The organism is Rhizorhabdus dicambivorans (genome assembly GCF_002355275.1).
GTDB classification, from domain to species: Bacteria; Pseudomonadota; Alphaproteobacteria; order Sphingomonadales; family Sphingomonadaceae; genus Rhizorhabdus; species Rhizorhabdus dicambivorans.
The window spans coordinates 3123026-3143589 of record NZ_CP023449.1 but is presented as its reverse complement, the minus strand read 5'-3'; the positions used below and the strand labels follow the sequence as shown (position 1 = coordinate 3143589).

General features: G+C 61.8%; 24 protein-coding genes and 1 tRNA gene. 18 read left to right on the top strand and 7 right to left on the bottom strand.

Annotation, left to right across the window (positions count from 1 at the left end):
• Window positions 1-37: 37 nt before the first annotated feature.
• On the bottom strand, window positions 38-205 hold the full coding sequence (locus CMV14_RS26805) for a hypothetical protein (RefSeq protein ID WP_176489044.1): 168 nt from the start codon (window positions 203-205) through the stop codon (window positions 38-40).
• Window positions 206-552: 347 nt separating this feature from the next.
• Here CMV14_RS26805 and hemB point away from each other — a divergent pair, with 347 nt between their 5' ends.
• The 5 genes from hemB (at window position 553) to CMV14_RS14830 (ending at window position 5141) form a co-directional block, all read left to right on the top strand.
• A complete protein-coding gene (gene hemB / locus CMV14_RS14850) occupies window positions 553-1545 on the top strand; it encodes a porphobilinogen synthase (protein ID WP_066962854.1) in 993 nt (330 codons plus the stop codon).
• Window positions 1542-2075: a GNAT family N-acetyltransferase gene (locus CMV14_RS14845; RefSeq protein WP_066962851.1), complete on the top strand. Its 534-nt coding sequence runs from the start codon at window positions 1542-1544 to the stop codon at window positions 2073-2075. The genes hemB and CMV14_RS14845 overlap by 4 nt, the downstream gene beginning before the upstream one ends.
• On the top strand, window positions 2072-2611 hold the full coding sequence (locus CMV14_RS14840) for a gamma carbonic anhydrase family protein (RefSeq protein WP_066962848.1): 540 nt from the start codon (window positions 2072-2074) through the stop codon (window positions 2609-2611). Before CMV14_RS14845 ends, CMV14_RS14840 begins: the two co-directional genes overlap by 4 nt.
• Before the next feature lie 97 nt (window positions 2612-2708).
• Window positions 2709-4514 (top strand): aminopeptidase P family protein, encoded by a 1806-nt coding sequence (locus tag CMV14_RS14835; protein WP_066962845.1) that lies wholly within the window; start codon window positions 2709-2711, stop codon window positions 4512-4514.
• A gap of 84 nt (window positions 4515-4598) precedes the next feature.
• Window positions 4599-5141, top strand: coding sequence for a CAP domain-containing protein (locus CMV14_RS14830; RefSeq protein WP_066962842.1), 543 nt, complete (start codon window positions 4599-4601; stop codon window positions 5139-5141).
• Here CMV14_RS14830 and CMV14_RS26800 read toward each other — a convergent pair.
• On the bottom strand, window positions 5135-5275 hold the full coding sequence (locus tag CMV14_RS26800) for a hypothetical protein (protein ID WP_176489043.1): 141 nt from the start codon (window positions 5273-5275) through the stop codon (window positions 5135-5137). The genes CMV14_RS14830 and CMV14_RS26800 overlap by 7 nt on opposite strands.
• 127 nt (window positions 5276-5402) lie before the next feature.
• Here CMV14_RS26800 and CMV14_RS14820 point away from each other — a divergent pair.
• Window positions 5403-5477 (top strand) — tRNA-Thr (locus CMV14_RS14820).
• Window positions 5478-5714: 237 nt separating this feature from the next.
• On the opposite strand, the gene CMV14_RS14815 is transcribed toward CMV14_RS14820, so the two are convergent.
• From CMV14_RS14815 to CMV14_RS26795, 4 genes are all read right to left on the bottom strand, one after another.
• Window positions 5715-7358, bottom strand: coding sequence for a recombinase family protein (locus CMV14_RS14815; RefSeq protein WP_066962839.1), 1644 nt, complete (start codon window positions 7356-7358; stop codon window positions 5715-5717).
• Between the two features lie 16 nt (window positions 7359-7374).
• The gene (locus tag CMV14_RS14810) at window positions 7375-7827 is read right to left on the bottom strand and encodes a DUF2924 domain-containing protein (protein WP_066962836.1); all 453 of its coding nucleotides are present in this window, start codon (window positions 7825-7827) and stop codon (window positions 7375-7377) included.
• Window positions 7827-8405, bottom strand: coding sequence for a DUF3489 domain-containing protein (locus CMV14_RS27165; protein WP_066962833.1), 579 nt, complete (start codon window positions 8403-8405; stop codon window positions 7827-7829). Before CMV14_RS27165 ends, CMV14_RS14810 begins: the two co-directional genes overlap by 1 nt.
• A gap of 174 nt (window positions 8406-8579) precedes the next feature.
• Window positions 8580-8732, bottom strand: a complete 153-nt coding sequence (locus CMV14_RS26795; RefSeq protein ID WP_176489042.1) for a hypothetical protein — start codon at window positions 8730-8732, stop codon at window positions 8580-8582.
• Window positions 8733-8921: 189 nt separating this feature from the next.
• Between CMV14_RS26795 and CMV14_RS14800 the strand changes: the two genes are divergently transcribed.
• Window positions 8922-11078, top strand: a complete 2157-nt coding sequence (locus tag CMV14_RS14800) for a hypothetical protein (protein WP_066962830.1) — start codon at window positions 8922-8924, stop codon at window positions 11076-11078.
• Window positions 11079-11378: 300 nt separating this feature from the next.
• A complete protein-coding gene (locus tag CMV14_RS14795) occupies window positions 11379-11573 on the top strand; it encodes a hypothetical protein (protein ID WP_066962827.1) in 195 nt (64 codons plus the stop codon).
• Between the two features lie 40 nt (window positions 11574-11613).
• On the opposite strand, the gene CMV14_RS14790 is transcribed toward CMV14_RS14795, so the two are convergent.
• Window positions 11614-11811, bottom strand: coding sequence for a DUF6961 family protein (locus tag CMV14_RS14790; RefSeq protein ID WP_066962824.1), 198 nt, complete (start codon window positions 11809-11811; stop codon window positions 11614-11616).
• Between the two features lie 30 nt (window positions 11812-11841).
• On the opposite strand from CMV14_RS14790, the gene CMV14_RS14785 reads away from it, so the two are divergent.
• From CMV14_RS14785 to CMV14_RS14740, 10 genes are all read left to right on the top strand, one after another.
• Window positions 11842-12210, top strand: a complete 369-nt coding sequence (locus CMV14_RS14785; RefSeq protein WP_066962821.1) for a DUF2513 domain-containing protein — start codon at window positions 11842-11844, stop codon at window positions 12208-12210.
• A gap of 33 nt (window positions 12211-12243) precedes the next feature.
• A complete protein-coding gene (locus tag CMV14_RS14780) occupies window positions 12244-12600 on the top strand; it encodes a recombinase family protein (RefSeq protein ID WP_066962819.1) in 357 nt (118 codons plus the stop codon).
• 22 nt (window positions 12601-12622) lie between these two features.
• A complete protein-coding gene (locus CMV14_RS14775; RefSeq protein WP_066962817.1) occupies window positions 12623-13045 on the top strand; it encodes a recombinase family protein in 423 nt (140 codons plus the stop codon).
• Between the two features lie 45 nt (window positions 13046-13090).
• The gene (locus CMV14_RS14770; RefSeq protein WP_066962814.1) at window positions 13091-13711 is read left to right on the top strand and encodes a homing endonuclease associated repeat-containing protein; all 621 of its coding nucleotides are present in this window, start codon (window positions 13091-13093) and stop codon (window positions 13709-13711) included.
• 203 nt (window positions 13712-13914) lie between these two features.
• Complete coding sequence (locus CMV14_RS14765) at window positions 13915-14361, top strand: VOC family protein (RefSeq protein ID WP_066962811.1); 447 nt, start codon at window positions 13915-13917, stop codon at window positions 14359-14361.
• Window positions 14362-14409: 48 nt separating this feature from the next.
• Window positions 14410-15978, top strand: a complete 1569-nt coding sequence (locus tag CMV14_RS14760) for a 4-hydroxyphenylacetate 3-hydroxylase family protein (RefSeq protein WP_083215832.1) — start codon at window positions 14410-14412, stop codon at window positions 15976-15978.
• Between the two features lie 103 nt (window positions 15979-16081).
• On the top strand, window positions 16082-16486 hold the full coding sequence (locus tag CMV14_RS14755) for a flavin reductase family protein (protein ID WP_202820853.1): 405 nt from the start codon (window positions 16082-16084) through the stop codon (window positions 16484-16486).
• 11 nt (window positions 16487-16497) lie between these two features.
• The gene (locus CMV14_RS14750) at window positions 16498-17379 is read left to right on the top strand and encodes an FAD synthetase family protein (protein WP_176489041.1); all 882 of its coding nucleotides are present in this window, start codon (window positions 16498-16500) and stop codon (window positions 17377-17379) included.
• Between the two features lie 2 nt (window positions 17380-17381).
• Window positions 17382-18026 carry a flavin reductase family protein gene (locus CMV14_RS14745; protein WP_066962799.1) on the top strand — a complete coding sequence of 215 codons (645 nt, stop codon included), beginning with the start codon at window positions 17382-17384 and terminating at the stop codon, window positions 18024-18026.
• Window positions 18027-18161: 135 nt separating this feature from the next.
• Window positions 18162-20555 carry a TonB-dependent receptor gene (locus CMV14_RS14740; protein WP_066962796.1) on the top strand — a complete coding sequence of 798 codons (2394 nt, stop codon included), beginning with the start codon at window positions 18162-18164 and terminating at the stop codon, window positions 20553-20555.
• The last annotated feature ends 9 nt before the right edge of the window (window positions 20556-20564 follow it).

The following is a 20564-nucleotide window of genomic DNA, read 5'->3' as shown; positions in this document are numbered from 1 at the left end:
TCTGTTGCATCCGGGCGTCGCCGCCCGGGGCGCAGTCTCAGTCTTCGAAGCCTGCCGGGATCGTGCGGCGGCGTACCGCCACCGAAATCTCGAACTCCGCGGCCCGGGCCGGGCCGCGATGATGCTCCTGGGCTATCCGAAGAAAAGCATTCGCGGTTTCGAGCAGCAGATGGTTGAGACGCGCTGTCAGTTCAGTGTCGCTCATCATCCTGTTCCTCGTACTTGTGCCTTCCGCAATCATCCGGTCGGCAGGTTCGAACTCCACGCAACGATACTTGTCAGGAACGTCCGTTCGTTTGTTCCTGAGCTAAGAAGACCATGAAAACCGCGGGTTTCCGAGTTGGATAATGGGATTAGGTAGAGCTACTCATGCTTCTGGATGAGGCGATTAGACCAAGGTCGGTCGTGCAAACGTGTGCATGGCACCGGAAGTTAGACCATAGTCCTTTTCCCTTACGTCAAGCTGCTGCTTCTCAGGTGCCGTAGCGGCAACCGAATCACTTGGTTGCGATGGCTTTGCCTTGCGGCTTCGCCCTCGCTAAAGCAGCGCGCATGACTCAGGCCGCCTTTCCCGCGCTTCGCCTGCGCCGCCCCCGCCGCCACGGCTGGAGCCGCGCGATGTTCGCCGAGAACGTCCTCACCCCCGCCGATCTGATCTGGCCGCTGTTCATCGCCCATGGCGACGAGGTGGAGCCTATCGCTTCGCTACCCGGGGTCTCGCGCTGGCCGCTGGCGAGGATCGCCGAGCGGGCGAAGGAGGCGCGCGACGCCGGCATCCCCTGCCTGGCGCTGTTCCCGAACACGCCGCGCGACAAGCGCAGCGACGATGGTCGCGAAGCGCTGAACCCGGACAATCTGATGTGCCGCGCGATCCGCACGATCAAGGATGCGGTGCCCGATATCGGCCTGCTCACCGATGTCGCGCTCGATCCCTATACCAGCCACGGCCATGACGGGCTGGTCGATGCCGAGGGCCATGTCCTCAACGATCCGACCAAGGATGTGCTGGTCGGCCAGGCGCTGGTCCAGGCCGAGGCGGGCAGCGACATCATCGCGCCGTCGGACATGATGGACGGCCGGATCGGCGCGATCCGCGGCGCGCTGGAGGGCGGGGGCCATGTCGACGTGCAGATCATGGCCTATGCCGCCAAATATGCCTCGGCCTTCTACGGCCCCTTCCGCGACGCGGTCGACACGCGCGGGCTGCTGAAAGGCGACAAGAAGGGCTATCAGATGAACCCCGCCAACGCCGAGGAGGCGCTGCGCGAGGTGGCGATGGACCTGGCCGAGGGCGCCGACAGCGTGATGGTGAAGCCGGGGCTGCCCTATCTGGACATCGTCCGCCTGGTGAAGCAGCGGTTCGAGGTGCCGGTGTTCGCCTATCAGGTGTCGGGCGAATATGCGATGATCGAGCACGCCGTCGCGGCGGGGGCGGCCGATCGCGACGCGATGGTGCTGGAGACGCTGATGGCGTTCAAGCGGGCCGGCGCCTCGGGCGTGCTGACCTATCATGCGCTCCATGCGGCGCGCCTGCTCGGGGCATGATCGAGAGCGATCGGCTGATCCTGCGGCGCTGGCATGAGCGGGACGCCGGACCCTTCCTGGCGATGGGCAATGATCCGCGGGTGATGGAGTATCTCGGCCCGCCAATGAGCCGCGCCGATGTCGATGCCGCGATCGCGCGCCAGAACGGCTTTCTCGATACGCACGGCCATTGCTTCTGGGCACTGGAGCGCCGCGACGACGGCGCCTTCCTGGGATTCTGCGGGATCAAGCCTGGTGCGGCCGATACGCCGGTGGAAGGCAAGGCCGAGATCGGCTGGCGGCTGGGGGCGGAGCATTGGGGCAAGGGCTATGCCCGCGAGGCGGCGGAAGCCTGCCTCGACCATGGCTGGACGGCGCTCGGCTTCGACAGGGTCTGGGCGATCACGACCATCGGCAACAGCCGGTCCTGGGGGCTGATGGAGCGGCTGGGCATGACCCGTCACCCCGAACTGGATTTCCGCCACCCGCTGCCGGGCCTCGAAGAGCGGCTGCGGCCTCACATCACCTACAGCATCGGGAAGACCCTATGAGCGACGGCACCACCATCCTGACCTATGAAGGCATCACCCCGGCCATCGACCCGGAAGCCTTCGTCGCCCCCGGCGCGCGGGTGATCGGCAATGTGCAGATCGGCGCGGGAGCGAGCATCTGGTACAATGCCGTGATCCGTGGCGATATCGGCTCGATCCGGATCGGCGCGCGCACCAATGTCCAGGACGGCAGTGTCATCCATATCACCGGCGGCCGATATGATACGGTGATCGGCGAGGATGTGCTGATCGGCCATCTCGCCATGGTCCATGGCTGCACCTTGCACGACCGTGCCTTTGTCGGCTTCGGCGCGATCGTGATGGACGGCTGCGTGATCGAATCCGACGGCATGCTGGCGGCGGGCGCGATGCTGACCCCCGGCAAGCGCATCCCGAGCGGCCAGCTGTGGAGTGGCCGCCCCGCCAAATATATGCGCGACCTTTCGTCCGAGGAGATGGCCGGCAACCAGAAGGGTGTCGCCGGCTATGTCGAGGAGGGGCGCCGGCACAAGCGGGCGGTGGCGGAGAGCCGATAGGCCCCGGTGAAGCACGGGGCGACGAAAGACGGCCCGTTGCCCGGCTCTCTCCGCGCGCCTATCTTCGGTCCATATCCCTGATCGAGGTTCCGTTCCCATGTCCACCTATGACGACCGGCTGAAGGCGCTCCGCGAGGAACTGGCCCGCCGCAAGCTCGACGGTTTCGTTGTGCCGCTGACCGACGAGCATATGAGCGAATATGTCGGCGCCTACGCGCAGAGGCTCGCCTGGCTGACCGGTTTCCAGGGCTCGGCCGGCTCGGCGGTGGTGCTGCCGGCCGAAGCGGCGATCTTCGTCGACGGCCGCTATACGCTGCAGGTGCGCGAACAGGTCTCGGCCAAGCATTGGAGCTATCAGTCGGTGCCGCAGACGAGCACCGCGCAATGGCTGGAGCAGCATGCGCCCGATGGCGGCCGGATCGGCTATGATCCCTGGCTCCACACCAAGGGCTGGGTGACGGCCGCCCAGAAGGCGCTCGCCTCGAAGGGCGCCGAACTCGTCGCGGTGGACACCAATCCCGTCGACACCGTCTGGCCCGACCGGCCGGCGCCCTCGGCGGCGCGGCTGGTGGTGCAGCCCGACGAACTGACTGGCAAGAGCTCGGCCGCCAAGCGGGCCGACGTGGCCGACTGGCTGACGGCCAAGAAGGCCGATGCCGCCGTGCTCTCCGCGCTCGACTCCATCGCCTGGGCGTTCAACGTGCGGGGCAAGGATGTCGATCGCACGCCGGTCGCGCTTGCCTATGCCATCGTCCACGCCGATGCGACCGCCGATCTCTATGTCGCGCCCGACAAGATCGACGAGCATGTCGCCCAGCATCTCGGCAACGGGGTCCGCGTCCATGATCGCAGGGATTTCGAGCCGGCTCTGAAGCGGATGGAAGGCAAGACCGTCGCCGTCGATCCCGAGCGCGCTGTGGCCGCGATCTTCGAGGCGCTCCAGGCCGGCGGCGCGACCCTGATCGAGGAGCGCGATCCCGTCGTGCTGCCCAAGGCGATCAAGAACGATGTCGAGATGGCCGGGCACCGCGCCGCCCAGGCACGTGATGGCGCCGCGCTCAGCCGTTTCCTCCACTGGCTGTCGGTCGAGGCACGGGACGGGCGGATCGACGAACTGACCGCATCGGACAGGCTCCAGGCCTTCCGCGCCGAAACCGGCCTGCTCAAGGATCTTTCGTTCGACACAATCTCCGGCGCGGGGCCGAACGGCGCCGTGGTCCACTATCGGGCCAGCGAGGAGACCAACCGCCGGCTGGAGCCCAATTCGCTCTATCTCGTCGATTCGGGCGGGCAATATCAGGACGGCACCACCGACGTGACCCGCACCGTCGCGATCGGCACACCCACCGCCGAGATGCGCGACCGCTATACCCGCGTCCTCAAGGGCCATGTCGCGATTGCCCGGGCGGTGTTCCCCAAGGGGACGCGCGGGGGCCAGCTCGACATACTGGCGCGCCAATATCTCTGGGCGGTAGGGCTCGATTATGCCCATGGCACCGGCCATGGCGTCGGCGCCTATTTGTCGGTGCACGAGGGGCCGCAGCGCATCGCCACCTTCGGTGGAGGGGACGAGCCGCTCCAGCCGGGCATGATCCTCTCGAACGAGCCCGGCTATTACAAGACCGGCGAATATGGGATCCGGATCGAGAATCTGATCCTGACCGTCGACCATCCGATCGAGGGCGCGGAGAAGGAGATGCTGGGCTTCGAAACGTTGACCTTTGCGCCCTATGACCGCTCCCTGATCGACGTCTCGCTGCTCGATGCGGGCGAGCTTGCCTGGATCGACGCCTATCATGTCCGGGTGCGCGCCATCGTCGGGCCGCAACTGGATGGCCAGGCGGCCGCCTGGCTCGCCACGGCGACGGCGCCGCTGCTTGAAAGCGCTCCGGCACAGGCATAATCATCAGCCGCCGGATCGGGGTGAGTCGATGCCTGGCCCAATGGGTGTGCGTGGGTTGCGGAGCATGGGAGTGGCTGACGCGCGATGAAGCCGTGGCGCGGAATTGCGGGGCGCCTTCTGCTGGCCCCGGCGGCTTGGCTGGTGCTGGGCGGAGCTGCTCCGCTATGGACTGCGGCCGACGTCGATCAGCGTCTGCTGGCGGCCCACAACGCCGAACGGATCCGGCTCGGCATCCCGCCGCTCAGATGGAGCGACAAGCTGGCCCGCCAGTCGCTCGAATGGGCGCGCCAGCTCGCCCTGATCGACGGGCTCGAACATAGCGACACCGCCGATTATGCGGACCCGACCGATGGCGAGGAAGGCGAGAATCTCTGGCGCGGCACCAAGGGCTATTACACGCCCGAGCAGATGGTGAACCTGTGGGTCGACGAGCGGAAGATCTTCGTCAACGCTCCGTTTCCGCGCAACAGCACCACCGGCCAGTGGCGCGACGTGGGCCATTATACCCAGCTCGTCTGGCGATCGACCACCGAGGTCGGCTGCGCGATCGCCAGCAGCGAGGCGGATGAGGTGCTGGTCTGCCGCTATCTGGAAGGCGGCAATGTGATCGGGGAAAAACCCTATTGATCGTCCCTGGGCGGCTGGGCGGAACCGTCGTCCAGCGCCCGCGCCTGCGCCTTCCTGCGGAGGAGATTGGCACGCAGCGCCTGCGCCAGCCGCTCGGCGCGCTCGTCTTTCGGCGTGGGATCGGGCTTCTTCATCGCGCAATCGATAATCTTATCGAATAACAATGGGCAAGCCGCCTTGACGCGAGGCGATCGATTGTCCATAGGCCCGCCACACCGCCGGGGGACACCCCTCCGGCATGCCCGCGGAACCGCTGGCAGTGCTGCCGTAGCTCAGTGGTAGAGCGCATCCTTGGTAAGGCTGAGGTCGTGAGTTCAATCCTCACCGGCAGCACCATTCACATTCTGGTAGTGGGGTTTTGAGAGACCCCGGCGTGGGCCTCCGCAAAAAGCCCGCACTTCCGTGGTATTTTTCCAGTTCGACTTGAAAAGTCAGGACAGAGACTGGCCCGCTTTCCGGCTTTTCTCCGGAAATTCCGCCTCGGTCTCCAAAGGCCGAAAGCGTGTCCTGAGATTGGTGTTGGCCAAAAAAAGGCGCGCCCGAAGCGCGCCCCGACATCGAAAATCGATGCCCTCAGTCGAAGCCGAGAGACCTTCGTTGTTCGCTCCATTCGATAGGAAGCTCACCGCGCAGCAGTGCGCGCGTGGTGAGTTCGACGGGCTGCCGCCCCTCCAGGATGGCGGTGACGATGTCGGGTGCCAGGAAGTTGAGCCGAGCTAGTCTTACGGCATGCGATCTCGCCGTGCCGGCCATCGTTTCTGACTGAAGCTGCCGATAGGCGATCCGTCCCTGACCGAGCAACTGGATGAGTCGATCATCGCGCATCGCCGGCCTTGCTTCGGGCGCGGCATATATCAGCTTCAGCTCATGCCCGCGCCGCCGCATCTGAACGTCGATCTCGATCTCGATGGGATCATCCGAAGACGGCAGCCCGGCGCAACCGAGCATCTCGATCAGCTTCCCAGCATCGATCAGGATGGAGATGGCCTCAAGCCGCAGATTGATGCGTATGCCCAGCCCATAGAGCAGTCGGCTGAACGATCCCGCGCTGGCGAGCATATCTACCAGCTTCGCGCAAGTTTGCTCGAGCCCTTCGTAAGATTTGAAACCAGATCCCAGAGTGGCTGATAGCCTTAGCGGGTCCTGCAGGAAGCTGGACAGAGCGCGCCGAACCATCTCTTCAAGGTCAGGCGCGGGTATGCGCCACGCGGCTTCGGCATTATCTGTCGAGGCCTGCGACACATAATAGCGATAGCGGCGGTTGCCCTTGTTTCCATGGGCGGGCCGCATCGGTCGACCGACGCCATCTCCAAGAAAGCCCTTGAGCGGGCTCGGGAGGCTCTTACGGGTGCGAGGCTGGTTGGCGGCTTTGTTGAAAAGTAGCTGATTAGCGTCCCAGAGCTCCTGTGAGATGATCGGTTCATGCTCGCCATCGAAGACTTGGTCGCCATGGCGAATTTTGCCGATGTAGAGAACGTTGCGAAGGAGATAGGCAAGGGCACCATCGGAGTAGAAGTTGCCGCCCGTGACCCGGCCGTCTTTCATCGTCCGTAGCTTTGATCGGATGCCCTCCGCCTCGAGATCTTCCGCCAGATCGCGGACCGAGCCCAACTCGATATGCCGGGTGAACATGTATCGGATGGTCTCGGCCTCTTGTTCGTTGATGAGGAGCTTCCGGTCAGCCAGATCATAGCCCATCGGGATGGGGCCACCCATCCACATGCCCTTCCTCTTCGAGGCCGCGATCTTGTCGCGGATGCGCTCGCCGGTGACCTCGCGCTCGAACTGGGCGAAGGAGAGAAGGACGTTAAGGGTCAGCCTTCCCATGCTGGTCGTGGTGTTGAAGGCCTGGGTCACCGAGACGAAGCTGGCGCCTTGGCGATCGAGAACCTCGACGATGCGAGCGAAGTCCGACAGGGCGCGGGTCAGGCGGTCGACCTTGTAGATGACGATGACCTGAATCCGACCGCTCTCGACGTCGGCCAACAGGCGCTTCAGGGCAGGGCGTTCCATAGTTCCGCCGGAATAGCCGCCATCATCATAGAGAGTGGGATCAAGCTGCCATCCCTCATGGACCTGACTGGCGATATAGGCGGCGCAGGCCTCGCGCTGGGCATCGAGGCTGTTGAAGGCCTGATCGAGGCCCTCGTCGGTGGACTTGCGCGTATAGACCGCGCATCGGACCTGTCGGGTTCCCGTCGGGCCTGCCGTCTTCAACGTCTTTGGTCCGCGCTTAGCCACGAGCCGCTGCTCCTCTCGACGGAGGCGGCTGTCTTCGTTTCAGGCCGAAGAACCGCGGACCCGACCAATGAGCGCCCGTGATTTCGCGCGCGACATGGGACAGCGACGCAAAACGCTGGCCGTTGAAGTCGAAGCCATCCTCATCGACCATGACTGTATGAAGTTTGCCGTTCCACTCGCGCAGCAGGCGGGACCCCGGTTTCAGCCGGATCTCGGGTTCGGGAAGCGGCGTCACCCCGTCGGCGACAATGACGAGCATGCGCTGGGCCTGCACGGAAAGGCCGCCGAGAGATTCTTCCTGCAGCCGATAGGCCAAGACCCTGCAGAGCAGCGAGGGCGGTACATCGGGTGCCTCTTCGTCGAAGGTGGATAGCCATTCCTCACGGAGCTGCGCCGGCGACATCGTCGCCAGCGCAGCCAGACGCTGGTCGAGCTTATTGCTCATCAGTCGGCTTTCGTGATGCGGTAGACGCTGCCCTTCGGCGTCGTCGCGCGGTCGACCTTATAGCCCTTCTTGCGCAGGCCGCTCAGCACCGCGCGCGCCGAGTGCGCGAGCCAGCCGGTTGCTTCCACGATCTGATCGAGCGATGCGCCCGACTTGCGGTTGAGCATTTGGATGACCTTGGCCTGCTTGCCGCCGGGCTCTTTTGGGACCGAGGTGGCGGCAGGAGAGGGAGGAAGTGCCTTGGCGGCGGCCTTCTTCACCGGCTTGCGGCCGGGGCGGGATGGCTTCATCTCGGGATGATCGGGTGCGGGGCCGCTGATCTCGGCGGTATCGCGACCAGCGTCGTTGATGGTGGCGCCGAACATATTCTCATCGTCGGCGCGATAGCTCATCTCCGGCTCGTCGACATTGACCTCGTCGGCGAGTCCGCGATCAACGAGGAGGCTAACCGCCTCCCGGACATGGATGTCGTACTGGGCAATATGCGCCGGTGCCGGCAGGATGGACCCGCCTTCGGTCTTTGCGGCGGAGGTCAGCAGGATGAGCTGCAGGTCTTCGAGATCGGGCTTGAGGGCCATGGGGTGGTTCCTTTTTCAAGGAGCGGCACCAGCGCCGCTTCCACCACCTGAAGCCCGGCGGACTAGCCTGCCGGGTTAGCGTCGCGGGCTATCGGCGTCCGCGACTCACAAGACGACCAATGCTCCGTTTCGACCAACAGTCGAGCGGATAGTGCATTGGGAAAGCTCGACTTCTCATTCTTTCAGAGCAGCGGTGATCATCGCGACCAAGGTTTCCTCGGCTCGGCTGCGGACGGCCGGATCCTTCGAAATGAGATCTTGTCGCAGCCATTCGGGCACATGCTGCACTACGTGGGCGATTTTGGTGCCAGTGTCGTCTCTTGTCATCGCGCTGCATGTGTGGTGTCGGGCGAGCGTGTGCAACTGATACGTCAGTTTCGCGCCTCAATCTCTGCCCCCTCTCACGATTAGCTTCCCCATTCCGGACGTGGTTAAGGTGCGCCTTGGCGATTGCAGTCGCAGCTAGCGGCTCCCGTCTCGTGTCGCTAAACTACCAAGGACGGAGGGTGTGAGCGAATGAGCATTTCTCGAGAACGGTTCGATTATGCGCTGAGTCTGCTACGCAGCGGTGACTGGTACCGCTTCGAGCAACTCTGCTCCGCCTTTCTCGCAACCGAATTCACGGGGCTGCGAACCATGGCTTCTGCCGGTGGCGATGGGGGCCGAGACGCAGAGCTATATAGCTTTGATGAGGCGCCTCGCGTGATGGTCCAATATTCCGTTCAAAAGGATTGGCGGGCAAAGATTCGCGATACATTGGATCGGTTGGGCGAAACATTCCCCGATGTCACGGCACTCGTATTTCTTAGCAGTCAGGAGATTGGAGCACAGGGCGATGAATTAACCAAGCGGCTCCGCGAAAAAGGCATCAGTCTGGACATCAGAGATCGGGGCTGGTTCCTCGATCGAATGCAATTAGATGATCAGCGGCGGGATGCCGCAACCGCGATTGCACGCGCCGTTGTGGATCCGATTCTGGCTGAACGCGGTGTGATCAACGCCAGCTCACCGCTAGTTGGGCAAGAGGCAAAGACAGCACTGGTCTTTCTCGAGTTACAGGCGCGCGATGAAGACACCGCAAAGGGTCTTACAAAGGCATGCTTTGAGTCGCTTGTCCGCGCCGCCTTGCAAGGTTCAGACGACAAGCAAAAGGTACCCCGAGGAGAGATTCATCGGCGGATCCAGGCATTTCTGCCGCGCCATAGCCCGCAGCAACTAGCTCACTTTATCGATGGCGCTCTTGAGCGGATGAGTAAGAGGATCCTGAAGAGGCATCCGAATGATCAGTATCACCTTAGTTTCGAAGAGGCCGAACGGACCAAAGATCGCCTCGCTGGATTAGCACTCCTCGGCGACGCCTTTGTCAGTGACATCAGTGACATTAGTGAGGAATATCACAAGGGCGATTCCACCAAATGCGAGCAGATCGCTGCCTTGGTTCGGCGAGGCATCGAAGTTTATTTGTATCGCTTAGGCGAGGAGTTTGCTCAATCCGTTGCCAGCGACGCGGAAATACCACTCCACCATGATCAGTTGAAGAACGCAATCTTAGAGGTTGCTCCGAAGGGTGTGTCTCTGCCCAAGGAGAGTTGGGTCGACTATCTGTACAGGGTAACGCTAAGCGTACTTGCTACTCCCTCGGCGAACACGACCGAACTCTTCCGGGCTCTTTCCACTGGCTACACGCTCTTTGCCTTTTTGGAAGAGGTGCCAGATGTCCAAAAGGTCACGAAAAAATTGTTTTCAAATGCCACCTTTTGGTTAGATACATCCGTTCTGCTGCCGCTGATTGCCGAATACGCATGCCCGGCCGACGAACGACCCTTCACCAATATGATGATCCAGCTCGGTCGGTCTGGTCAAACAGCTGTTATAACCCGCGGAATATTGGAGGAAGTGGAAAGGCATTTGTCACGTTGCCGAATGTATGTCTCTAAGCGCCAAGAATGGGAAGGAAGAGTTCCTTACGTCTATCAGCGGTATATTCTCGCTGGGAAGCGGCCGGATAAGTTTTCCAGCTGGCTAGAGAATTTCATGGGTGATCATCGCCCGGTAGATGACCTCGCAGATTTCTTCGCTGATCTTGCTAAGATCGGGGAGGCCGAGCCTCTTTCTACTGAAGATCTCGACGCGAATGTCGTACAGGAGGTGAAAGAATATTGGCATAACGCGCAGGAGCGACGTCGGGCTGACTCCGCTTCACCGATTAATAGTTTCCGGTTGGCCGAACACGATATTGAGAACTACCTCTCGGTGCTTGTCCAGAGAAAAAATACAAGAGCGCAGAGCGCCCTAGGCTACCGCAGCTGGATTGTAAGTCTGGATAGCGCAGCTTGGAATCTATTCGACCAATTGTCGAACGAGGCCAAGAAAAAGATAGGCCATAGCCCGGTTATCTCAATTGATTTTTTGCTTCGGTCGCTTCATTTCGGTCCTCGTCGAGACCAAGTCTCGGCAGCGGATGGATACATGAGAATCTTCCAAGCGACGATGTTTGAAGGTGTATCGACCGAATTGATATCTGCTGCTGAACACATTCGGGCCGCATGCGGCTCCCTCCCTGAAAGGCAGATACAACGTCGGATTAGGGATGGTCTCGACAAGCAACGTATGCGCCAAGGAGAAGTCCAGCGCGGCGGTCTGAATGCGGCCCATGGGCAATCCTTCTTCTAAAGCGGTGTCAGGCCGAAATGATCCCGTCTCGGCGCCAAGCAATCTCATCCCTACTGAGTGAAGGATGTCGCGGCCGTTTTTCCCGGGCGAGGAAGCCCGCCTGAAGCCACCTGAGCCACTTTGACGAGCGATGCCTCTGCAGAATTCGTGGAAGCATCGAGGCGGAGCATCCGGAGGCGATGCCGGCATACGAGGTCACCTTACACTCCCGCGGGCGAATAGCGTGATGTGATAATGCTTGATTTTGTTCCCATTTTGTTCTATGCAGATTTCACTGAGTCGTTCTTTGGGAAAGCGTGAATGCAGCACGACCTGCGTTTGCGGGCGGCCGCCCGCGCTGTTTATGATGCCGTCTATCCGACGGATGAGCTGGCGCCGGTTGGTTTTGACCAAGCCGAGCAATATGGGACGATCCATTATCGGCGCTGTATCGAGGCTGCCCGTGCCTGTTTCTTCATGAAAGCTGACAAGGGTGAGCAGCTGCCGCTGATCTGACAGGGTAAGGCGGTCAGCATCAAGCCTGACCGCCATCTGCTTACTGCAAGCCGCCCTCGGGTTCGAGATTTTCCAACTCTTCGATCCGCTTCAGGATGCGGGTCCAGGTCCTGCATCCCTCCTGGTCGCCGCCGGCCAGCAATTCATCGGCGCGCTGCGCCGCGTGAAACCATGCCACGTCGCTATATTGGCGCATAACCTGATGGGCACAGGCCCAGATTTCCCGCTCCTCGATCACCGATCGCTTTCTATGGGGAAGAAGGAATAGATGCGACGCAATTCCGATTTGATCCGCGCGATCCTGCTGGCCATCGAGAAGGATGATCGCTGCGAGGTGCTGCGGATCCCGGACATCGGGGGCTATCCGGATGAGGCCGTGCATTTCCATGCCCGCCTTCTCGTCGAGAAGGGCTTCCTGAAAACCTACTTCCCCGATCGAACTGGCCGGCAGCCGTGGGTGTGTATCCGGCTAACCTGGGAAGGCTATGATTTCCTCGACGCCATCCGCGATCCCGTCGTCTGGAGATCGGTAAAGCGTGTAGCGTCCAAGGCTGGCAGCTGGTCGATCGAGACCCTCGCCGCGATTGCAAAGGCTATGGTCGTCGCCAAGGTGGAGGCGCTTGGCCTTGCTGCCTGAGGTTCGTCCGGCCGTTCGGGCGAGGAGGATTCCATGCCCGACAAAAAGGCTATCCAGGCGGTGCAATATGTGAGGATGTCGACGGAGCGGCAGGTCTATTCGACCGCCCGCCAGGCCGACCGGATTGGTGCTTACGCGCTCATGCACGGCTTCGAGATCGTTCGAACCTATGCCGACGAGGGCAAGAGTGGGTTGCATCTCAAGGGGCGGGAGGGATTGCAGCGGCTGCTCGCCGACGTGCTATCCGACGATCGGGATTTCCAGGCGATCCTCGTCTACGACGTCAGCCGGTGGGGCCGCTTCCAGGATACGGACGAGGGAGCGCATTACGAGTTCCTGTGCCGGCGCGCGGGGGTCGCCGTCCACTTGCGCAGAGACCTTCGAGAATGACGGTAGCCTGACGGCGGCGGTCATGAAGAGCCTGAAACGGGTGATGGCCGGCGAGTTCAGCCGTGATCTGTCCGATCGCGTCTTCTCCGCGCAATGCCGCCTCGCCGCCATGGGATTCAAGATGGGCGGTGCTGCGACCTACGGGTTGCGGCGCCTGCTGATCGATCAGCACGGTGCTCCTCGGATGATATTGAAGCACCGCGAGTACAAAATCTCGGGCACCGATCGCGTGATTCTCATCCCAGGCCCTCCTGACGAGGTGGCAACCGTCAAACGGATATTTCGCTGGTCCGCCTACGGAGGGCTTTCAGACAAGCAAATTGCCACCCGCCTGAATGACCAGGGCGTTGCCTCCGTCACGGGTGGGGTGTGGACGCGTGAGATCGTGCGTAGGTTGTTGATGTCGGAAATCTACATCGGGACGGCGGTATATAATCGCCGGTAATCGCGTCTAGACCAACGATCCTATGCCGTTCCCGAGGATCAGTGGGTGCGGAAAGCGAAGGCGTTTACGCCGCTGATCGATAGGGCCACCTTCAACAAGGCGCAGTCGGTGCGCCACAATAGGCGCGTCAACCGCCTGTCCGATGCGGAGCTGCTGGATCAGCTACGCCGAATCCTATCAGAGCATGGGCGGCTATGCTCACGCTTGATCATGGCGACGACCGGGCCGGATACCCAGACCTATCAGAAGAGGTTCGGCAGCCTCGATGCCGCCTATCACAAGGTAGGATATTTTCAGCGGCATCTCGGGCCGGCGCCGGAAAGCCCTTCTCTCTTTGAAGAGGCGCGAGCTTTCGCCCGCAAGGTCGCCAACGGTCTCAGGCGTCAGGGCCTCTCAGTGAGCACCGACACCGTACCGGGGCTGTTTAGGGTGAACCACTCGATTGCATTTGCCACGACGCTCGTTCGGCATCAATCCGAAAAGCGGGGGCAGTTCTGGGCGGTGCGGATCAACCGCTCCTATTCGCTAGACTATGTTTTCGCGGGGCTCATGCGCGCCGATGGCAAGGCCGTACAGACCCATCTGCTCCTGCCGGTTAACCGGTTTCCTCCGTCGGCCGAGATGGTGATCAAGGATGGGCCCAATAAAATTGGTCAGTTATGGTGAATGGGATTGCCGCTCTCGCTGAGAGAATCGCGCAATGATGACCGCAGATGTGGGAGCGCTATCAAAGTTCCCGCCTCGACGCAGGTCCGCAGCATTTTAACGCCAGGACGGCACGATAACGCCCCAGAATATGGGCACAAAAGATCCGATTGACATATAATACGTATATCGTAATATCTGTGTATCGAATAGGAGAGTAAGTCATGGCAGTTGACGTTGTCGAGCTTCACCACATCGGCTTGGGCATGGGGAATGATAAGGCGGATGAGGCGCGAGACTTTTACCGCGACGTTCTGGCCCTGACACAGGATGCCGGTCGCTGGCATATCCCCGGCATCCATGGCTATTTCCTGGATGTTCCTAGCGACAATCAGATCCATCTGCTGGGTAGTGACGGCCCTTCGCCTTACAGCAAGGGACCCGGCAAGGATCCGGTCGAAAATCATATCGCTCTGGCGGTTTCCGATATTCTTGCCGCGGAGGAGGAGCTCCAGCGGCTGCGCGTGGACTATTTCACATTGGACAATGTCGCATCGCCCAATCTCAAGCAGCTCTTCATTCGTGATCCCGCGGGCAACCTGATCGAGCTTCATCAGGTCGGGCTTTGCCGCTGCAGGAAGTCGCAGCGCGCCGCACCTGCCGGCAACTAGGACGTTCGCCGGTCGAGTGACCGGCAATCTTTCGACCAGGAGAATAGCATGTCTGATATGCGCATCGATGCGCCACGGCCGGCCATGTCCGCCCCGTCTGGCGTCGGCCCTTATACCGGCAAGGAATATCTCGAGAGCCTCGACGATGGACGCGAGGTGTGGATCTATGGCGAGCGGGTCGGGAATGTCGCGGAGCACCCCGCCTTCCGCAACGCGGCCCGGATGACCGCGCGGATCTACGACGCACTGCACGATCCCTCGAAGCGGGATTTGATGACGATCCCGATCGACAACAATCCCGAAATCCGAACGCATCGTTTTTTTCAGGCGCCGCGCTCGGTCGAGGAGCAGGTCGCTTCGCGCGATGCGATCGCGGAATGGGCGCGGATGACCTATGGCTGGATGGGCCGTACGCCCGACTATAAGGCTGCGTGGGTCGGGACCCTCGCCTGCAACAGTGGTCTATATGGCGAATATCAGGCCAACGCCGACCGCTGGTATGATTATGCGCGCCAGCGGGTGCCCTATATCAATCACGCGATCGTTCATCCTCCGGTCGATCGCAATATCGCCAATGAGGATTCCGACGTCTTCGTCCGCGTGGAGCGGGAAACCGACGCCGGCCTGATCGTCAGCGGCGCCAAGGTTGTGGCGACGGGGGCTGCGCTCACCCACTATACCTTCGTCGCCCACTATAATGTCGTCCACAACCTCAAGAAGTTCTCGCCGATCTTCATGGTGCGCACCAATGCGCCCGGGGTGAAGATCATCTGCCGGGGCTCTTATGAATATGTCTCCGGTGCGACCGGGAGCCCATTCGACCACCCTCTGTCCAGTCGGATGGATGAAAACGACTCCATCCTCATCTTCGACAAGGTGCTCATCCCTTGGGAGGATGTGCTCATGTACGGTGCCGAGATGTCGAACAAGTTCATCTCGCAGTCCGGCTTTCTGGGCCGTACGCTGCTGCATGGCTGCACACGGTTGGCGGTGAAGCTGGACTTCATATGCGGTCTCTTCCTTAAGGCGGTGGAGATCACCGGCACGAAGGATTTTCGCGGCGTCCAGGCCGCGGTCGGCGAAGCGCTGGGCCTGCGTCACGTGATGTGGGGCCTGTCCGACGCCATGGCGCGATCGGCCGAGCCCTGGGTGGGCGGATACGTGTTGCCCAACGTGGAATCGGCGCTTGCCTATCGAACGGTCGCCGCCGACTCCTATTCGCGGATAAAGAGCCTGATCGGGAAGATCGTCGCCAGCGGCCTGGTCTATCTCCCATCCACATCGCAGGATTTCCTGAACCCCGAACTGCGGCCTTATCTCGATAAATATGTTCGTGGCTCCAACGGCATCGGTTCGCTGGAGCGGGTCAAGACGCTGAAGCTCCTGTGGGATGCGATCGGCAGCGAATTCGGAACGCGTCACGAGTTGTACGAGCTCAACTATTCGGGGAGCTACGAGCAGCAAAAAGTGGACCCATTACTGGTTGCCAATGCCACCGGTCGTGCCGCTGAACTCAAGGCCTTCGCTGACCGTTGCATGGCGGAATATGACGAGCGGGGCTGGGTCGCCCCCGACCTGGTCAATAATGACGACTTCCATGTCTTCCCGAAGCGCTGAGCAGTCCTCCCGGACAGCGCTTACCGCCTCCCCACCCGCCGGTGGGGAGGCGGGCCCAGCACGGTTCCGGCAGGTGCTTTCGCGCTTTGCAAGCGGGGTGACGGTGATTTCGACGCTGGACGGCGATCGCATCCATGGGATGACTGCCAGCGCCTTCATGTCGGGTTCGCTTGAACCGCCGCTTATTGTCATCTCGATCGCGCGATCGGCCCGGATCCACGATCTCATCGAGGCGGGTGGCCGGTTCGGTGTCAGTATCCTAGGCCTTGAGCATGAAAAGCGGAGCCGACATTTCGGCGGCCAGCCACAGGCTGGCTACGAACCGGAATTCGCCATCCATGACGCTGTCCCGGTACTTCCGGATGCGGTCGCCTGGATCGTGGCCGACGTGTCGGCCCAATATCCTTGCGGCGATCACAGCCTGTTTCTCGGGCGCGTGCGTCGGCTGGCCTGGGAAGATAGCGCGCCGCTGCTGCATTTCACCGGCGGCTATCGAGCGTTGAGCTGAAGGGGATGACCATGAAGATCGTCCACCATAGCAAGATAGGCTCATCGGATATCGGCGGGGCAACACTGGTCCTGGGCAATTTTGACGGTGTGCATCTGGGGCATCGCGCATTGATCGAAGCAGCGAAGTGCCATGGCGGCCCTGTCGGCGCGGTGACGTTCGAACCGCACCCTCGCCAGTTCTTCGAGCCCGACCAGCCGGCGTTCCATCTATGCTCCCCGGAAGAGAAGCTGGCACGGCTCGTCGCGGCCGGATGCGATTTCGTAGTCGTCCTGCGCTTCGACGAGGCGCGGGCGGGTCAGTCGGCTGTTTCATTTCTGCGCGACACGCTCGGCCGGGAACTGCGCGCTCGCCACGTCGTCGTCGGAAAGGATTTCTCTTTCGGAAAGGAACGGAGGGGCACGGCGCCTATCCTGCGCCGGTTGGGGCCGCGGTTCGGTTTCAGCGCCGAAATCGTGCCGAAATTGTGCGATGGCGGTGAGCAATATTCATCGAGCCGGGCCCGCCGCTATCTCGCCGATGGGCGGGTTGGCCGGGTCTCTGCGGCGCTGGGACGCCCCTGGCAGCTTCCCGCCCGCATCGACCGGATCGGCGCAGCCGATCTGTCGCTGGAGCTTCTCGGCGACGAGCGGCTGTTGCCGCCACCGGGCGACTATTTGGTCGCGATCAGTCCAGATGGCCTTGGCTGGCGCAATGCCTCCTGTCGGCTGGAAACGGGCGATGGAGCGCGGCGGTGCGAGGCGCGGGGGCACGTCGATGGATATCCGGGCATGACGCTCGATCTTGCCTTCCTGTCACGTATCGAACCGGAATTGCGGCGCCCGCCCGTAAAGGCCTCGTCGCACCGCGCTGATGACCGGGGCACGGGCCTGTCGGCAATGGCAGGAGGGTGACGATGGAAATCGATCTGTCCGCAATGGCACCCAAGGCGCGCTACAATCTCCTTACCGGTCTCGTCGTCCCGCGGCCGATCGCATGGGTGACGTCGCGGAACGAAGATGGGCGGCTCAATGCGGCGCCGTTTTCCTTCTTCAATCTGATGAGCGGCACGCCCCCGATCCTTTGCCTCGGCATCGGCGAGCGAGGAGGGGCGCCGAAAGACACTGCGCGCAATATCGCCGCGACGGGTGAGTTCGTGGTCAATCTGGTCAACGAAGACTGCGCGGTGGCGATGACCGGGACCGCGATAGATTTTCCGGAAGATGTCGACGAACTGGCCGTCTTCGGCCTGGAGACGCTGCCATCACGATCGATCGAGGTACCGAGAATCGCGATGAGCCCGGTCGCTTTCGAATGCCGGCTGATCCAGACGATCGCGATCGGCCATGCCCGGTCGATCCTGATTGCCGAACTGCTGGTTGTGCATATCGCCGATGATGTCGTGCTCGATGTCGACCGGGGCCACCTCGATACCGGGCGGCTTGGGCTTATCGGGCGGATGCAGGGTGGCGGATGGTATTCCAGGACCTCCGACGGCTTTCGCGTGCCGCAGGTGACGCTTGCCGAGTGGGAACGTGGCGTAAGTCCCATCAGAATCTGATTATCGACCTTGACGATGTCGACGAAGGTCTTTGTTTGACTGATAATACGAGTAGCGTAGTATATGTTTAACGTATCAAAAGAAGCCGTTAAAGCCGATAAGGGCTGTGCGGCTCCGTCCTTTCAGGAGAGGGTCATGAGAAGCTATCGATCTGTCGCCGCGCTGGCCGGCATGGGCGCCCTGGCATGGAGCCTTGCGCTGCCGCTGGCTGCAGCCCAGGCTCAGGAAACCGCCAATCCGCAGGAGGGCTCCGCGGGAGCCGACCGCGCGGTGGGGCTGGAAGAAATCGTCGTCACGGCGCAACGCCGTGCAGGCAAATTGCAGGATACGCCTATTGCGGTCACCGCTCTTACGGGAGCGACGATGGAGCGGGCCCGGGTTCAGAACTTCGGCGATCTGGTCACCAAGATTCCGGGTTTCAGTATTAACAGCTTGTCGCGCTCGCGCACCAATCCGGCCTTGCGCGGCGGTTCTAGTTCGCTGTCGGCGCCGGGCGCGGACAATGCCGTGGCCTTGTTTGTTGACGACATTTATTATGGTTCGGCCGGAGATTTCGAGGTCGACCTGTTCGACATCGAGCGGGTCGAGGTTCTCCGTGGGCCACAGGGGACGTTGTTCGGTCGCAACTCGACCGGCGGGAGCATAGCCGTTGTGACCCGTGATCCGAAGGCCGCGCCCGAGGGGTCGGTGGAAGTCAGCGCCGGCAATTATGATCTGATCCAGGCGCGGGGTTTCGTCACCAGCGCGCTCGACGATAGCGAGCATTGGCTGGGGTCGCTCGCCTTTACGGGGACAAACCAGGCCGGCACCTCATTCAACCGTACGGTAGGCCGGGCTGTCGACACCACCAACCGCATGTCGCTGCGCGGCAAGATCAAGTGGGTGGGACGGGACGATCTCACAGTCCTCATCTCCGGCGACTACAGCCGTAAAAGCGAGACGAACGAAGCGCGCGACTTCCTTGGTGCCCCGCCGAGCGCCGCAGGCTTACGGGCAGTCGGATATGTGCCGGATCGTCAGCGTCGCTTGGTCGACCAGTTCGACAACGGCTCCTTCGACAGCACCAGTTGGGGGGGCAGCGTCAAGGTCGAGGCTGAAGTGGGCGCGGGGACGCTGAGCTCCATCAGCGGTTATCGCCGTGCCAGGATCAATCAGACGCCGACGGACTTGCTGGGCCTGCCGGTCTTGACGGTGAGCGTGGGTGAACCCCGCAAGCTGGACCAGTTCACCCAGGAGCTGCGCTGGATTTCACCCAGCGGGGAACGGCTGACCTATGTCGGGGGGCTCTACTTCCTGTATCAGAAGGATCGGCGGGACGAGCAATTTCGGACGCGATACGATCCGACGACCTTCGCCGGTGCCCTGCAGGCCGCGACATTCTGCCCTCTGCAAGGCGATGAGCTCAACTTCGCCGTACCGGGTTGCGTGGCATCGCGGCCGGACCTGTTCGACCCCAATTCCGTCAACACTTTCCAGAGCTCGAAGGTCTACAGCTATGCGGCTTATCTGCAGGGAACCTACGAACTGATCGATACGGTGCGGCTGACGGCCGGCGCGCGCGTGACGCGCGATCGAAAGACCGCACGCGGCTTCACGCGCGGGGATCTGGATTTCATCTTCAACCCCGTCGCCGTGCCCGGTGGGTTCGAAGGTACCGCGGGCGGCTACCGAGTTGGCCGACTGAGCAAGAGCTGGACGGCTTTCACCCCGAAAATAACGATCGACTGGAAGCCGCGAGAGGAGTGGCTGGTCTATGCGACGGTTTCGAAGGGGTATCGCAGCGGCGCCTTTCAGCTTGAGGCTGATGCGACGACCGCCGCTGTTCCGATCGAGCCCGAATATGTCTGGAACTATGAAGCCGGCCTCAAAAGCCGCTTCCTCGACAATCGCGCCCAGCTGAATCTGGCTTTCTTCCAGGCCAATTACCGGAACCTCCAGTTCAGCTTCACCGATGGGACCACAGGTGATCTGGTCGTCAGCAACGCGGGCAAGGCCCGTGTCCGCGGCGTCGAGGCCGAAGCGGTGCTGATCGTGGCGGATGGTCTGACGCTTTCGGCCAACTACAGCTATCAGGTCGGCCATGTGCGCGGGTTCCCGGTGCAGGCCGAGATCCCCGACGGCCAGGCCCCCGGACAGACCCCACGGCATAGCCTCAACCTGAGCGCCAGCTATGCCCATGAATTGCCGGGCGGCGGCGAACTCAGTCTGGCCGGGGATTTCCAGTACAAGAGCAAATATCAGCTCGAGATCAACCCCGACCCCGCCTTCACATCGCGGGTCAAGGGCCTCGTCAACGGCTCGATCTCTTATCGGACCGCCAATGAAAAATGGCAGTTCACGATCTGGGGGAAAAACCTGACCGACGAGAACATCGTTACCTACGGACAGGATTTCCGTTTCCTGGCCTACAGCTTCGATGAAGCCTATAATCCTGACAGCCCGCGCTATAATGTGGCGGCGGCCACCGCCAACATGCCGCGCTACGCGCCGCCGCGCACCTATGGCGCGACGGTCCGGCTCAACTTCTGATCGGATGAG

Bases quoted from the DNA above. Each gene is read 5' to 3' on its own strand.
- CMV14_RS26805 (WP_176489044.1), bottom strand. From the start codon at position 205: ATGAGCGACACTGAACTGACAGCGCGTCTCAACCATCTGCTGCTCGAA.
- hemB (WP_066962854.1), top strand. From the start codon at position 553: ATGACTCAGGCCGCCTTTCCCGCGCTTCGCCTGCGCCGCCCCCGCCGC.
- CMV14_RS14845 (WP_066962851.1), top strand. From the start codon at position 1,542: ATGATCGAGAGCGATCGGCTGATCCTGCGGCGCTGGCATGAGCGGGAC.
- CMV14_RS14840 (WP_066962848.1), top strand. From the start codon at position 2,072: ATGAGCGACGGCACCACCATCCTGACCTATGAAGGCATCACCCCGGCC.
- CMV14_RS14835 (WP_066962845.1), top strand. From the start codon at position 2,709: ATGTCCACCTATGACGACCGGCTGAAGGCGCTCCGCGAGGAACTGGCC.
- CMV14_RS14830 (WP_066962842.1), top strand. From the start codon at position 4,599: ATGAAGCCGTGGCGCGGAATTGCGGGGCGCCTTCTGCTGGCCCCGGCG.
- CMV14_RS26800 (WP_176489043.1), bottom strand. From the start codon at position 5,275: ATGAAGAAGCCCGATCCCACGCCGAAAGACGAGCGCGCCGAGCGGCTG.
- CMV14_RS14810 (WP_066962836.1), bottom strand. From the start codon at position 7,827: ATGAGCAATAAGCTCGACCAGCGTCTGGCTGCGCTGGCGACGATGTCG.
- CMV14_RS27165 (WP_066962833.1), bottom strand. From the start codon at position 8,405: ATGGCCCTCAAGCCCGATCTCGAAGACCTGCAGCTCATCCTGCTGACC.
- CMV14_RS26795 (WP_176489042.1), bottom strand. From the start codon at position 8,732: ATGACAAGAGACGACACTGGCACCAAAATCGCCCACGTAGTGCAGCAT.
- CMV14_RS14800 (WP_066962830.1), top strand. From the start codon at position 8,922: ATGAGCATTTCTCGAGAACGGTTCGATTATGCGCTGAGTCTGCTACGC.
- CMV14_RS14795 (WP_066962827.1), top strand. From the start codon at position 11,379: ATGCAGCACGACCTGCGTTTGCGGGCGGCCGCCCGCGCTGTTTATGAT.
- CMV14_RS14785 (WP_066962821.1), top strand. From the start codon at position 11,842: ATGCGACGCAATTCCGATTTGATCCGCGCGATCCTGCTGGCCATCGAG.
- CMV14_RS14780 (WP_066962819.1), top strand. From the start codon at position 12,244: ATGCCCGACAAAAAGGCTATCCAGGCGGTGCAATATGTGAGGATGTCG.
- CMV14_RS14775 (WP_066962817.1), top strand. From the start codon at position 12,623: ATGAAGAGCCTGAAACGGGTGATGGCCGGCGAGTTCAGCCGTGATCTG.
- CMV14_RS14765 (WP_066962811.1), top strand. From the start codon at position 13,915: ATGGCAGTTGACGTTGTCGAGCTTCACCACATCGGCTTGGGCATGGGG.
- CMV14_RS14760 (WP_083215832.1), top strand. From the start codon at position 14,410: ATGTCTGATATGCGCATCGATGCGCCACGGCCGGCCATGTCCGCCCCG.
- CMV14_RS14750 (WP_176489041.1), top strand. From the start codon at position 16,498: ATGAAGATCGTCCACCATAGCAAGATAGGCTCATCGGATATCGGCGGG.
- CMV14_RS14745 (WP_066962799.1), top strand. From the start codon at position 17,382: ATGGAAATCGATCTGTCCGCAATGGCACCCAAGGCGCGCTACAATCTC.
- CMV14_RS14740 (WP_066962796.1), top strand. From the start codon at position 18,162: ATGAGAAGCTATCGATCTGTCGCCGCGCTGGCCGGCATGGGCGCCCTG.